This is a genomic window from Vibrio sp. 10N.222.54.E6 (assembly GCF_041473955.1).
GTDB classification, from domain to species: domain Bacteria; phylum Pseudomonadota; class Gammaproteobacteria; order Enterobacterales; family Vibrionaceae; genus Vibrio; species Vibrio tasmaniensis_A.
Genome location: NZ_JBFRTD010000006.1, coordinates 100,115 through 114,341 on the forward strand (window position 1 = coordinate 100,115; position 14,227 = coordinate 114,341).

Below are 14,227 nucleotides of genomic sequence, written 5' to 3' on the forward strand. Positions count from 1 at the left end.
AGTTTAGGAACTATCCCTCCCGGTTCTTAAACTCTCTGTTTTACTCGCTCTAGTAATCAATACGATACTGAGTAAAACAGAGTTTGATGACATAAAAAAAACGCTGCACGGATGCAGCGTTTTCTTGTTTCTAGCGTATCTTGTCTCTAACGTAGATAACCTACGCAGAGAGTTTGACTATTTTGGCAGGTTCTCTAACGCTTCGACCATCGTCATTAATTTATCTACAATTCGTTCACCATCGACTCTCAAGCCATTGTGTTCATACTCGTTAGTGATCCACGCTTTTGAGTTTGGAATGTTCGCTAGCGTTTCACGGCTGTAATCCAGCTCTACATACATGTCATCCGCGTAAACTGCGCATGCCATTGGAACCGTATTCTTACTCAGCTGCTCTGCGTTGTACAAAGTGCCCCAGTCCGAGTTCTCGGCCAACATGTTTGCCGCTTCGCGTAATGGTTTCAACGTTTCTAGTTGGTCGAACATCCATGGGTACACCATTTCTCCGGTAAACCAGAACTCGCAACCCGATTGGTAGTTAAAGTGTGGGTACTGCTCGCGTACTCGGTGTGCAGACCAGTTAGACGCTGCACCTTGGCAGTAAATCGATTCATGCAAAATAGCGTAGATTGGGTTCGTTAGGTAGCCCTGCTCTTGCTGCATTTGATTTAAGAAGCTGTAGCTCAACTGCTTTTGACCATTCACTTCAACAAACGCACTTTCCAGTGTGAAGTACATAGGAAGGTTCGCTTCGCCGCCACCAAGATTAATGCCAATAAGCTGGAACTGTTCAACGGTAAACACCTGACCGTTTGGCAGTCTCACATCATTGTTAAGCAGGTAATCAGAGATCTCACGACACATAGCTTGTGCTAGTGGGAACTGAGCAAAAAAGGCTCTGTTTTTGTCTTCTACACGCTTGTAAGTCGCACGATAAACATCGTCAGCTTCGCGCTCAATAGACGGAATGCCGCCCGTCACATAACAGCGCTGCAAGCTCTGTGGAAACAGTGACAAATAGCTCAGTGTACAGAAGCCACCGAAGCTTTGACCAATCGTCGACCATTGTTTAACACCGAATTGCTCACGAATCGCTTCGGCGTCACGAACAATGTTATCCGCTCTGAAATGCGTTAAATATTCGACTTGTTGTTCTGGAGACAGATGGGCCAATGTTTCATGGCTGATCACCGTGCTATTGCCAGTACCACGTTGGTCAAGAAGCAGAACACGATAGTTTTGTAATGCACGCTTTAGCCAACCTGATTGACCGCTCACTCGTGGAGATGGAAAGCCTGGGCCGCCCTGAAAGTAGATAAGCCACGGCAGCTCTTGCGCATCTTTAGCGAGATCAACCAGCTCACGTGCGAAGACTTGGATCTGTTGTCCATCTTTGGCTTGGTAATCGAGTGGCAACTCAAAAGAGTGCTGACGATACAGGGTGGTTCCATCAATAAAGTTAGCTTGCACGCTTCATTCCTTTTATCTGATTCTAATGTCATCGGTACGAATAAAAATGGCGCCCGTTGGCACCTAGAATTAGCAAGATACGCATAGTGGCTTCTAAAAGAAACCGTTTGTTTAACATGAATGTGAAGGTGCTTCGTTTAATTGTTCAATTACCTCTCAACGGGTAACAACGTGTGTCAAAACAGTCAATTTAGAATAGGTAAATCCAGCGAGAGATCAAAAGAGTGAAGCAAAAAAAGAGGGACAAATAAAAAGAGCTTAACGAGGTGAGGATACGTTAAGCTCTTTGGTTTTATCTGTTTTGATAAACTAACTAGCTTACTCGCTGATAATCTATCGAACCTGTTAGTTCTAATGAACCTATTAAATCTAACGGCTACGAAGCTGTCAGTTCACCTGCACCTTGAGTCGAGCGTTCGCTGCTCTGAACTAAAATTGCGGTAGCGGTCTCTTTCAGTGCCGCCCACTCCCCATCATCAACTTCAATGCCATCGTTCCACGCTTTCTCTTGAGTTTTAAAAAGCGCTTCTGATTCAATGTGTGTTTGGTAGCCATCTGACAAACGTTCGATATCGAAATCCTGGACGGAAAGTTCGATGGTCATATTGTGGATATGTTCGTACGATGCCAGTGGCAAATCTGATAAAAACAGTTCCGGAGCAACGCAACCACGATTAAGAACATACAAAGTGCTCTTGGGGTTAGAACCGTTATCCCAACGTGCCATGCACGCAATACCTTTCGCAGCTAACTTTACAAGCTCGCTGTACGCCAACCAACGGTTGTGGCAATTATTTAACTCAATTTTCAGCGTCTTTTTACCGACCATTTGTTCAATGGCGTAATCGATAACCACAGGAAGGTGACACGCTAAGCTCGCCTTGTGCAGGTCGACTTCAACAGTGTTATCGCTGCGCACTTGAATGTCTACAGGGCAATCGTCTTCTAACCCCATAAAGTTGCTCGCATTATTAAAATGACGAACACCATCCAAGCCAACCATCTGTAAATCTGCCACCATGTTCGCTATCACATCGGCTTCACCACATGTACGACGCATACCCAAAAAGGCTTTATTAACGGCCGCTACCAGTTCATTGTGAGAAACGATCATAACGATTTACCTCCATGTTGAGCGTTGATATTTGTAGGAACTTGATTTGAGTCAGCCATCTCCGCTTCACTCGGTAACAGTGGGAACACCCATTCGTCCTGATGAATTTCATCAAGCAATGGCGCACCTTGGAAAAACGTCACTCGTACCCAACGATCTGAGCGAGGATCAAATTTAGTCGCACCAAACATTGCTAGCTTACAACGCAGTAAGTGCATTGGCGGCGAATCTTGATGCAGCACATTCATTTGAATGTCACCCATCGCTTTGTTACCTAGCGTCCACACACGGCGCGCAATGGCACGGTGTTGCGGCTGTTTAACAAGGAATTCGGCCAATGAAAGCTCAGGCGCAAATTGCAATAAAGCATGGTACAAACGATAAGCTTGACGGCCAATATCCAACGGCAGTTCACGCTCTTCACCCAACTCTTCGCCTCGAACTCCGAGCCTTGGCTCTTCTTTGTCTTGAGAGCGATACCAGAACCAGTAGTTGTTCTCTGCTTTTGTAAAGTCGGTCGTGATCGCCCAGCGATACTTCTCTTCTAGTACAACAAGAAGATCTTGAATCTTTTTGCCGCTAGGAAGCGACAGTGTTTCGCTGCAATTCATTTGCTCTTGATGGGCGTCCACTAATTCTGGGTACAATTCCATCAAACATGAGATAAGGATTTCTTGGGCTTCCATACTCATTTGCTTAGATTGCTCGACTAACTGCGACCATGTATCGCACAGGCTGACAGAAGCTTCTAATGATTGTTCTGTGTGCTTCAAATCATCAACAGCAGCTTTGTTCAGCTCTTGTTGTGTTTCATTGATGGTAATGACTTGTTCTAAATGACAAATCGCTTTTTTAACTAAGGTACGTAGTGGCTCGATCAACGCCGTATTAGTCTCACTGGACAACACGTCCGCCAATGCATGTTCACGGGTCGTCATCCACTGATCGACAATACTAGGGTGGTTAATAAGGTATGGCGCCATGCCTAAACCAGTTGCATTACCAACACCAAGGTAACGTTGTAATCCTCGATGCAAGGTAATCGCTTGTTCACCGCCCTGTTGTTCGGCTAGGTAATGAACCCAGTCTAAGCTGAACTCACGCAGCATATACACCGCACACATTTGCGCGCTAAACGACTGATTAAAATCTTCATTTTTCTCTAAGATTTTAAAATCAGCGATGCCAAATTTGCCATTACCATAAACGGCAGTGGTTCGCAGGATGTAGCCTACTTCAGCCAGTTCTTTGGGCGTTGGTTGAACACCTTTAGCCAGGTGACTAACGATATGTTCAAACACACGTACACTTTTGTTTGCACGCGCTAAAACAAGCACATTGTTAGGATTACGGCCGGCTTCTTGAAGTGGTACATTCGCACGAAGTCTTTCAAGTAGGGTGACATCAACATCACCAAGAACAAGCGCAAACGTTACGTCCCACTTTTCAGCAATTACACGGTCATTTCGTTCGTCATCTGCAATTTCATCGCAGAAAACAACCAAATGATAAACATGGTTTGGCGTCGTAAGCTTATAGATAACATGACCAAAACCCTGAGCGTCTAATTGCCACTCATGTTTCGTCACTTTCCATTCTTGCTGCGCCATTTTACGAATCAGAGTTCTAACGAAGCTGATACGTGTTTGGTGCATTGCACCTAGCCTTTCCGGTGCCATGACGACAGTCGCGTCACGTAGTGCTGATTCAGTGTAGGTAGAACGATGTGCATCCATTTTGCTCACCACCTTATAGTTATAGGATTTTGCTAGCCATTCAGAACCGATCGTTGCCATCATTTGAAGCATTCGTTTTTACAGTGTGTTGGTTAGCTTTCACGTTATTTGGGGTAAGTGAACTCACCCCTTATTATTTGTCCTGACTAGATCGATTGACCTAAATACGTGCCGCCCGGTGTATCTTCACCAGTACGGGTTTCCTCTTCCTTTCGGAACCTTGTATCAGCCTTCTTTCAAAGGCTGACACCTTGTTTCTCTTTCATTTTTAGAGAGCGTTTATCTACAGGCTCATTTCTTTACAGACCCTGCTCTTTTATAAACTCGGCTCTTCTACAAACCCTGTTCTTTTGCCATCTTGATTGCGATTTGAGGCGCATTCCAGAGCGATGGCAGTAAGATTATGGACACTGGTACCGCTGTGATTACGATGAACGATTGCAGCGCTGAAATGCCGCCAGAACCTAGGGAAATCAGAATCAATGCCGTTACCCCCATCATCACACCCCAGAAAGTACGAATAATTGCGTTAGGCTCAGTCTCACCACTGACTACCACACTGATGGTGTAAGTCATCGAATCACCGGTCGTTACGATGAAGATCGTGGTTAAGATCAAGAACAGAATAGAGATAAGCATTGGCATAGGTAGCTGCTGAGTTACCGCCAGTAGCGCGCCTGGTAAGTTGAAGCCTTCGAACGCTTTACTTACGCTGCCTGGATCTGCAATTTCGAACGCAAGACCAGAGCCACCAACAATCGTGAACCAGAAGCAAGTTACAAACGGTGCGATAAGGCTAATGGTTGATACCAATTGGCGAATACTACGACCGCGTGAAATACGAGCGATGAAGATTGCCATCATTGGGCCGTAACCTAAGAACCAACCCCAGAAAAACACTGTCCACCAGCTTAACCAACCTTCATCACCACGGTATGTTGCCATTGGGATGAAGTTATCTATCATGCTGCCTACACCTTGAATGTAGCCATTGAAGATGAAGTTCGTTGGACCGAAGATAAGGATGTAAATCATCAATGCCATTGCCAAAATTACGTTGTAACGACTTAGCATTTGCATTCCGCGGTTGAGACCACTTAATGCCGACAATGTGTAAAGCACGATAGCGAACAAGATAATGATTAGCTGAGTTGTGAAGCCATCTGGAATACCAAACAGTTCATTCAGAGCGTAGCTGACTTGCAAACCCAAGAAGCCAATCGGACCGATAGTACCCGCCGCTACAGCGACAATACAACATGCATCAATCAATGCGCCGGTATGGCCTTTCAGTGCTCTTTCGCCCAAAACTGGGTAAAGCAAAATACGAGGTTTAAGAGGCAAGCCTTTGTCGTAGTGAAGGTGCATAACCACGATAGACGTTAAGCTGCCCACAATAGCCCATGCTAGGAAACCCCAGTGCATGAATGATTGTGATAAAGCATTCACTGCGCCTTGCTGTGCGTTTTCTTGTGCACCATACAACGGTGGTGGGTTAACGTAGTGTGCGATAGGCTCTGCTGCCGCCCAAAATACACCACCGCCCGCAAGTAGCGTACAGAAGATGATTGCCATCCAACGGAAGCCATCCATTTCAGGTTTCGCGATGCCGCCTAGGATAACCTTGCCTGTTCGCCCTGCCGCCAGGCCAAGACCAATAAGAAAAGTCAGAAGAAGAAGCATTTGCCAATAAGGACCGAACACTTTTACCGACCAAGCAAAGCCTGTATTTACTAAGCTTGATAGCAGCTCGCCATCAAATAAAGCAAGCGCCACGAACAGAGCGATAAAACCGCCGCTGTACCATAATGCTGGGTTGGTAAGTCCTAATTTGTCTGAAGTCGATTCAGACTGGTTTGTGTTACTCGTTTTGTTGCTTGCTGTGTGTGCTTGACCCGCATTTACGTTTGAAGATTTCACGCTATTGGTTAAATCAGACATACTCTGACTCCAGAGGTTTCTTTGCAGCTGTCATTTTAATGATGACTACAAGAGGTGTATTTAACACCTGCCCTATTGTTTTTTGTGTTGGGCAGGCTAATCCATGTTTGGGTTACCGCGTTGCGAAATAGACCGTTGTTCCTTTTGAATAGTTAAATTGGTAACAACAGCACTTCTAAATGAAGGTTAATTAGAAGGCTGCTAATTCGATGATTACTAGTGAGAAAGCACTTAACCCTTACTTTGAGGCTCTAGGCCATCTTTCAAGAAGTTAAACCAGTTTTCTCCCAAGACTTGCCCAGCTTCAGACTCGCTGAAACCATGACGCATCAATCCGTTATAAATATTTTCCATACCCGCACTACCACAGAACCAAGGCAACGCATCTGGCCAACCTGAGTTGTTCGCAGAGCCTTCACCGTAGTCCATTGCTTTAGACCAACGACCATTTCTCATCCATTCAAGAACGGCTTGAGGTTGGTTTAAGCATAGGTCACTACCAATACCTAGGTGTTCTACGCCAACCATGTCAGCGGTCGTCGCAACCATTTGGCAGAAATCTTCCAACGTACATTGGCTGCCATTTGGTAGGTGGAATGGGTACAAGCTGAATCCAATTAAGCCACCGCGTTCGGTTAGGGCTTTAATCACATCGTTTGATTTGTTTCGTAGTGCATCATGAGCAAACGTTGGGTTCGCGTGGCTGATACAAATAGGACGAGAAGACAGGTCAATCGCTTCAAGCGTTGAACGCTCCGCACTGTGAGACATATCGATGATCATGCCCACTCGGTTCATCTCTTCGATAGCCTGTTTACCAAAGCGCGTGATGCCTGTGTCGTTCTGCTCATAACAACCTGTCGCCAGTAAGCTTTGGTTGTTGTAAGTAAGCTGCATGATCAAAAGACCCTGCTGACGCATCACTTCGATAAGACCAATCTCATCATCGATTGGCGAACAGTTTTGAGCACCAAGGAAAATGCCGACTTTGCCGGTCGCTTTTGCAGTTTCAACATCAGCCATTGAATGAATCGGCATGATAATGTCTGCATTCTGCTCGAATCTTAAGTTCCATTCTGCAAAGCGAGATAAGGTTTCACGAGCTGTCTCGTGGTAAACCGCGGTAGCGTGAACTGCTGTAATGCCGCTCGCCTTTAGTGTTTGGAAATATTCTCTGTTCCAATTGCAGTATTGCAATCCATCTATAACAATCCGTTGCTGGTACATAACCACTCCTATTGAAAGCTCAGTGTTCTAGCTCGGTTTTGAAAACACGCTCAAATAACATGTTTTCAAAAATGGGTTAAATCACTTGTCTAATTTCGTTTGCGGCTTTGGTTGGGATGTTGGCCTGACTCTGTGAATCAGGCCAATTCGATAGCTGGATAGCTAGGGACTTAATATCCTCAGCTATCCAATTCTTATATAGAAAGTGGATTAGTAAGGACGCTGGTAAGCTGTCTTCACGACTGTGTAGAACTCTTTCGCGTACTGACCTTGCTCACGAGGACCGAAGCTAGACTCTTTACGACCACCAAACGGTACGTGGTAATCCGTGCCTGCTGTTGGTAGGTTCACCATCACACAACCTGTTTGCGCTTGTTGCTTGAACATTGCGCTAGTACGTAGGCTTTGAGTAATGATGCCGCCCGTTAGACCAAAGCGAGTATCGTTTGTTGTCGCGATAGCTTCTTCTAGGTCAGCTACACGAATCACGCTTGCCATTGGTGCAAACACTTCTTCTTGGTTCACTTCCCAATCGTTCTTAGTATTCAAGAACAGCGTTGGAGACATGTAGAAACCTTCGTGTTTCATGCTTAGGCGTTCGCCACCAAATGCTAGCTCACCGCCGCTTTGACGTGCTTTCTCAACCCAACCTAGGTTTGCTTCAAGTTGGTTACCATCGACAACAGGGCCCATGAATACGCCGTCTTCTAGTGCGTGACCCACTTTAAGCTCGCTCATACGCTTGATTAGTGCTTCAACGTATTGGTCGTGAATGCCATCCATAACCACGAGACGAGAAGATGCTGTACATTTTTGACCTGCGCCAGAGAACGAACCTGCAATAGTTGCATCAACAGCTGTTTGAATATCAGCATCATCAGCAACCACAAGTGCGTTCTTACTGCCCATTTCTAGTTGGCAACGAACGAAGTTTGGCGCTGTAGCAGCTGCAACCTTACGACCTGTATCAACAGAACCAGTAAAGCTCACACCGTTCACTTCTTTAGAGTTGATCAGTGCATCACCTACTTTCGAACCGCTGCCTAGAACAAGGTTGAACGTGCCTGCTGGCATGCCTTGACGGTGGATAATTTCAGTTAACGCAACCGCACTTGCTGGTGTTAGGTTTGCTGGTTTCCAGATAACGCTGTTACCGAAAGCAAGCGCTGGAGCGATTTTCCAAGCAGCAGTCGCTGTCGGGAAGTTCCAAGGAGAGATGATGCCGATAACACCCACCGCTTCACGAGTCACTTCAACAGAAACGCCAGGGCGTACTGATTCTGCGTTGTCGCCAATTTGACGAAGTACTTCAGCTGCAAAGTACTGGAAGAACTGGCCTGCACGGTAAATTTCGCCACGACCTTCAGCAAAAGGCTTACCTTCTTCACGAGAAAGCAACGTACCTAGCTCATCACAACGTGCAATCAGCTCATCACCGATTGCTTGAAGTACTGCTTGCTTACGTTCAATCGGCGTTTTTTCCCACTCTGGTTGAGCGTGCTTTGCCGCTGAAATCGCCTGTTGAACTTGGTCAGCACTTGCTTGTGCGAAGTTACCGATGTTTTCAGAAATATCTGATGGGTTAATGTTCGCAACGGTGCTTACACCCGCTTGCCATTCGCCGCCAATGTAAAGTGCGTTTTCTGCTTGAACATTCTGTAATTGAGTCATCATTCTGTCCTTGTAACGGTTAGGTTGCGTTTGAGCCTGGCAACCATCTGATTAATGAATAAAACGTTAATTTATATAAGAAATAACGTTTAAATCTTGTATCTAAAACTGAACCAAGACGCTTGTATCAATAAAGATCTTTACAGACAAATAGCTTTAATCCGCAAATTGCCTCAGTTCACAGTATCTTTATTCAGGTTGAGAGGCTGATGCGTAAACCACGAACTCAACCAACATTTCTTCTCTTGCTAACCCTGCAACGACGACCGCAGCACGGTTTGGATAAGGTGCATTGAAGTATTCTCCGTATACGCTGTTAACCGTTTTTAGATATTCACGGTCTGTCACGTAAATCAGAACTTGCAGCACTGAATCCATAGATTCGCCTGCACACTCCAACGTATGAACAAGGTTGTTAAAAGTCTGACGCGTTTGCGCTTCGATACCGCCTTCTACTACTGCGCCAGTTTCATCAATTGGAATCTGCGCTGTGTATAGAGTGCCGTTATTAACGATTGCCCACTCTAGTGGTGCTTTTGAAGCGAAAAGCTCGGTTTTTACTGGGTGTTTTTTAGTTTGTGCGTTCACGATTCCATCCAACTTTGTAACAACTATGTTTCAAGATGGTTAAATACTGCACCTTGACGATTGATAAATCTAACGGTAAATTTTGTGCATTTGATAAATAAAATCTATCACCTTTAAAAAAGTAAGGTATAGCAAGGCCTAGAGAAGGATTCCTGTCATGAGTATTAAGCTACAACAGTTAAAACATTTTGTTTTAGTGGTCGAAGAAGGCGGATTTAGAGCGGCATCTCACCGAGCAAATCGCTCGCAAGCGGCACTTTCAACATCGATAAAAGAGCTAGAAAAAATTCTCGGCCAACCACTGTTTGAAACGGGCAACAAATCGACGCTGACACCTTTTGGCGAAATATGTTTACCGAAAATCATTCAATTCTTAAATGTTTACAAGGCATTAGATAACGACCTCCGTGCTGCAGCAGCTGGCCAGCAAGGGCGAGTTCGAATAGCGAGTGTCCCTTCAGTGGCCGCAAAACTAATCCCTAGTGTTTTAGGGGCTTTTTGCGAAAAGTACCCCAATGTTGAGGTCAGCTTAATTGATGATAATGCGGCAGGTGTGGAAGCGAGATTACTCTCTGGAGAGGTGGATGTAGCCCTCGGAAATAGCTCCCATTTAGAAGAAAAGAGCATCGATTTCACGCCTTTACTCTCTGACCCTATTGGTGTGGTCTGCCTCAAAGACAACCCTATCGCCTCTCAACGAGAGGGAATAGAATGGCAAACTTTGTTAAAACAACCCTTCATTCGCAACGGTACTTGTACCCTACTTGACCCAACTCCCGCACGAATGCTCAGCGAACAGGCTCTGTATTCAGTAGAGAACATCACTTCGTTGTTTTCAGTGTTAGAGCTCGGGATAGGCGTGACCACACTACCTAAGCTGGCTTTCCCAACCAATGAAACCCGTTTGGTTTGGATTCCATTGATTGACCCGCCCTTACAGCGTCAGATCGGTATTTTCAGATTGGCTGACCGTACGATCTCGCCACAAGCACAAGCCTTTCATGACTTGTGTATTCAATACCTAAGCTATGAAGAGTAATAGAGAAACATGAATGAATGCGCTTCCTATAGGCCTATTGATACGACAAACATCTTTAGATTCCAACTATTTCTGTATTGAAACTGTGATTTCTGGGTCGATGCTCTGCGAATTCGTCTGATAATAATTCGACCCAACCTCAGCGATACCTCTATTTTTGAGTCAATTAACCCGTACTTTCCATCTGTATGTATGTTTCCTCGCTCTCATCATCGACCCTAGATTTTGTTGCATCAGCGGTTGGACGCTGAATTTTTCATCAAATTTTCATCTTGAACCCGGTGCTGGGCGTGTTGATTCGCGTTCCAATACATCAATAATGAAAATATGATAACGATATTAAAAAATATTAGCTTAATGATAAGGAGCACCATACTGCTATTTCACTACACAAACGAAACCTTCCAATATCAACAAAATCTTGGTTATACCCCGCTTCGAATACCAACCCGTCATCACATTTAGGAAAGACTCTAAGTCATTGAATATGCTTAATTGATAACGTCATATCTTAATATTCTTTATCTCTAATTTTCTGGGTAAAACCTCCCTTTTCTCGCTATAAACAAAGCATTTTAAATATTCATGGGTTTAATAATAGAACTATTACTTTCATAAATGAAAAACACTCATTTCAAAAATGGAATTATTGATGCCGATATTTGTCGTTTTGATCACATAATTTTAGGCGTAGTTTATATTTTGTCGAAACGATAGCGAGTTAGTTTTTAACGTTTAATTTCGTCAGGAGATATAAAGCCAGAAAGATTATTTCTTTGTTAACAAGTAAAGGTTTATTAACAAGTCAAATTGCTATTAACAAGTAAGTGCTAGTAACAAAACATATTCAAACTGTGTTTTATATTGACTTACACTGTTAAATATAAGGTTTTATTATGAGGCTTAATGGGATAAGTAGCGACATCCTTGTTGCTGCTAAAAGAGTTGTTCTCTGCCAAATAGTATTAGCCGTCGGTGTAGTTTTATATGAAGTGTTTTTTGGTAATAAAGTAGATATGGAGTCTTCAGCTTTGGGTGTCGTAATCGCGATGTTACCACCGCTGTTTGGTTTTATATATGCAAGCCTTAAGGTGCACAAGAATCCTAATTATAGTTTACGTGACTTAATGCAAATGAGTCGTGTCGTGAAAATAACCTATACGTTCTTAATGTTTATCTTGGCATTCCAGTTTTTTAAATTGGATAACCCAGTAATATTATACGCGTATATTTTCACAATGATTGGGTACTTCTTAACACCATTTATTACTGCCTCTACAAGATCGGAGTACGTGTAGTATGGATCAAGTCACTACCGCTCACGAATACATAGAGCATCACTTAACCTTCTTAACTACAGGTGATGGTTTCTGGGCGTTCAACATTGACTCAATGTTGGTATCTTGGATCACGGGTTTACTGTTTATTGGAGCTTTTCGATATGTAGTGACCAAGGGCACTAGCGGTGTTCCAGGTCGTTTTCAATGTTTTATCGAGCTTATCTTTGATTTCGTTAACAACCTAGTCAAAGAGATTTTTCAAGCGGAGGATAAATTAATAGGGCCACTGGCATTAACCACTTTTGTTTGGGTGTTGTTAATGAATGCAGTCGACCTATTGCCTATAGATTTAATACCAGGGTTAACTCGTGTAATGGGTTTAGAACACTTTAGAGATCTACCGACAGCGGATGTAAATGTCCCAATGTCGATGGCACTCGGTGTGTTTATTTTATTGTTAACTTATACGTTGAAAAATAAAGGTTTGAAAGGCTTTATCAAAGAGCTAACTACTCAGCCATTTGATAACCCTCTTTTATATCCTGTTAACTTTGTTCTTGAATTAATAACATTAATTTCAAAGCCAATATCACTAGGCTTACGATTATTCGGAAATATGTATGCAGGCGAGATGATATTCATCCTTATCGCACTAATGCCTTGGTGGATGCAATGGGCACTAAGTGTTCCATGGGCCTTGTTCCACATATTAATCGTATTCTTACAAGCATTTATATTTATGGTACTGACCGTTGTTTACTTAGCAATGGCAACAGAAGAACACCACTAATTAATAACTAAAAAATTAACTAACACATTATTTATCGGAGATACAAATGGATATCGTAAGCGCAGTTTTATATGTAGCAGGTGCATTACTGATCGGTTTAGGTGCAGCAGGTGCAGCATCTGGTATTGGTAACTTAGCAGGTAAATACCTTGAAGGTGTTGCTCGTCAACCAGACCTTACGCCAATGCTTCGTACTCAATTCTTCATCATGATGGGCCTTGTGGATGCTGTACCGATGATCGGTGTTGGTATCGGTCTATACATCATCTTTGCCGTTGCTTAATTGAAAGCTTTGAAAAGATCGATTTGTAAATAATCAAGATTTAGTGAGGAAGGTATGAATTTAAATGCCAGCATGTTTGGTCAAGCAATCTCATTCGTGATTTTTGTTTGGCTATGCATGAAATATGTATGGCCCCCTCTCACCGCGATGTTAGACGAGCGCCAAAAAGAAATCGCTGATGGTTTACGCCACTCAGAGAATGCAGCGAAAGAGCTAGAACTAGCAAAATCAAATGGCGCACAACTCGTCGCAGATGCGAAAAAAAATGTGACCGAACTGATTGAGCAAGGCAAAAAACGCCGCAACGAAATCATCACCCTAGCTCACCAAGAAGGTGAGCAAGAAAAAGCACGCATCTTAGAGCAAGGTAGAGCTGAGCTAGAAGGCGAACGTCAAAAGTTACGCCGTGAACTTCAGGCGGATATGGCAGACGCTGTTATTCAAAGTGCACAGAAATTGATCAGCAAAAACCTAGATTCTGAAACGAACCGAGCGTTAGTTGATCAAATGATAAGCGAACTCTAAACGGAGGCAATATGTCAGATTACACCAATATTGCTCATCCCTACGCTAAAGCATCGTTCGACTTTGCTTTAGGTGAAAACAAGTTACAAGAGTGGCACTCAATGCTGTCCATTCTTGTGACGGTAGCGGAAGAAGAAACGATCGCTAAACAGATTTCATCAGCAGAAGGTGTTCATACACAGCAATCTGAAGAACTGGTCAATCTCATCATTCACGTTTGCCAAGGACTCGTTGATGACCACGTCATTAATCTCATTAAAGTCTTGGCTGAGAATGGCCGTCTTGCAGTGATCAGAGACTTGTTTAACTTGTTCAGCGACCTAAAGGACGAACATGAACGTGTAATCCCTGTCACTGTCACCAGTTCAGAATTGCTTACACAAGATCAAGTTACATCACTCACTGCTGCACTTGAGAAGAAATTAGAACGTCAGGTTGAAATGGAACAGGTTATTGATGACTCGCTGGTTGGCGGGATCGTAATCAAGGCGGGCGAAACCGTCATCGATGGTTCTTTGAACACATCAATTAACCGATTAGCCCATCAACTTCACGCGAGATAG

Annotated in this window: 13 protein-coding genes; 6 read left to right on the forward strand and 7 right to left on the reverse strand. The window is 43.8% G+C overall.

The window, feature by feature from the left end; translation table 11 throughout:
• Nucleotides 1-177: 177 nt before the first annotated feature.
• The 7 genes from AB4513_RS01605 to AB4513_RS01635 form a co-directional block, all read right to left on the reverse strand.
• Complete coding sequence (locus AB4513_RS01605; RefSeq protein ID WP_102257621.1) at nucleotides 178-1,470, reverse strand: alpha/beta fold hydrolase; 1,293 nt, start codon at nucleotides 1,468-1,470, stop codon at nucleotides 178-180.
• 376 nt (nucleotides 1,471-1,846) lie between these two features.
• Nucleotides 1,847-2,584 carry a DUF3726 domain-containing protein gene (locus tag AB4513_RS01610; RefSeq protein ID WP_102257620.1) on the reverse strand — a complete coding sequence of 246 codons (738 nt, stop codon included), beginning with the start codon at nucleotides 2,582-2,584 and terminating at the stop codon, nucleotides 1,847-1,849.
• Nucleotides 2,581-4,383 (reverse strand): hypothetical protein, encoded by a 1,803-nt coding sequence (locus AB4513_RS01615; protein WP_102257619.1) that lies wholly within the window; start codon nucleotides 4,381-4,383, stop codon nucleotides 2,581-2,583. Before AB4513_RS01615 ends, AB4513_RS01610 begins: the two co-directional genes overlap by 4 nt.
• Nucleotides 4,384-4,653: 270 nt before the next feature.
• Entirely contained in the window at nucleotides 4,654-6,261 is a 1,608-nt protein-coding gene (locus AB4513_RS01620) for a BCCT family transporter (protein ID WP_017098973.1), read from the reverse strand.
• A gap of 231 nt (nucleotides 6,262-6,492) precedes the next feature.
• The gene (locus tag AB4513_RS01625; RefSeq protein WP_102257618.1) at nucleotides 6,493-7,488 is read right to left on the reverse strand and encodes a membrane dipeptidase; all 996 of its coding nucleotides are present in this window, start codon (nucleotides 7,486-7,488) and stop codon (nucleotides 6,493-6,495) included.
• 210 nt (nucleotides 7,489-7,698) lie between these two features.
• Entirely contained in the window at nucleotides 7,699-9,159 is a 1,461-nt protein-coding gene (locus tag AB4513_RS01630; RefSeq protein ID WP_004730413.1) for an aldehyde dehydrogenase family protein, read from the reverse strand.
• Nucleotides 9,160-9,348: 189 nt separating this feature from the next.
• Nucleotides 9,349-9,747 (reverse strand): RidA family protein, encoded by a 399-nt coding sequence (locus AB4513_RS01635; RefSeq protein WP_004730412.1) that lies wholly within the window; start codon nucleotides 9,745-9,747, stop codon nucleotides 9,349-9,351.
• Nucleotides 9,748-9,904: 157 nt separating this feature from the next.
• Between AB4513_RS01635 and AB4513_RS01640 the strand changes: the two genes are divergently transcribed.
• From AB4513_RS01640 to AB4513_RS01665, 6 genes are all read left to right on the forward strand, one after another.
• The gene (locus tag AB4513_RS01640; protein WP_102257617.1) at nucleotides 9,905-10,786 is read left to right on the forward strand and encodes a LysR family transcriptional regulator; all 882 of its coding nucleotides are present in this window, start codon (nucleotides 9,905-9,907) and stop codon (nucleotides 10,784-10,786) included.
• Between the two features lie 896 nt (nucleotides 10,787-11,682).
• Nucleotides 11,683-12,084 (forward strand): hypothetical protein, encoded by a 402-nt coding sequence (locus AB4513_RS01645; protein WP_004730409.1) that lies wholly within the window; start codon nucleotides 11,683-11,685, stop codon nucleotides 12,082-12,084.
• A 1-nt stretch (nucleotide 12,085) separates the two neighbouring features.
• Nucleotides 12,086-12,856: a F0F1 ATP synthase subunit A gene (gene atpB, locus AB4513_RS01650; RefSeq protein ID WP_017111917.1), complete on the forward strand. Its 771-nt coding sequence runs from the start codon at nucleotides 12,086-12,088 to the stop codon at nucleotides 12,854-12,856.
• Between the two features lie 46 nt (nucleotides 12,857-12,902).
• Complete coding sequence (atpE, locus tag AB4513_RS01655) at nucleotides 12,903-13,139, forward strand: F0F1 ATP synthase subunit C (RefSeq protein ID WP_004730405.1); 237 nt, start codon at nucleotides 12,903-12,905, stop codon at nucleotides 13,137-13,139.
• A 54-nt stretch (nucleotides 13,140-13,193) separates the two neighbouring features.
• Nucleotides 13,194-13,664 (forward strand): F0F1 ATP synthase subunit B, encoded by a 471-nt coding sequence (locus AB4513_RS01660; RefSeq protein ID WP_004730401.1) that lies wholly within the window; start codon nucleotides 13,194-13,196, stop codon nucleotides 13,662-13,664.
• Between the two features lie 11 nt (nucleotides 13,665-13,675).
• Nucleotides 13,676-14,227 carry a F0F1 ATP synthase subunit delta gene (locus AB4513_RS01665; RefSeq protein ID WP_009844933.1) on the forward strand — a complete coding sequence of 184 codons (552 nt, stop codon included), beginning with the start codon at nucleotides 13,676-13,678 and terminating at the stop codon, nucleotides 14,225-14,227.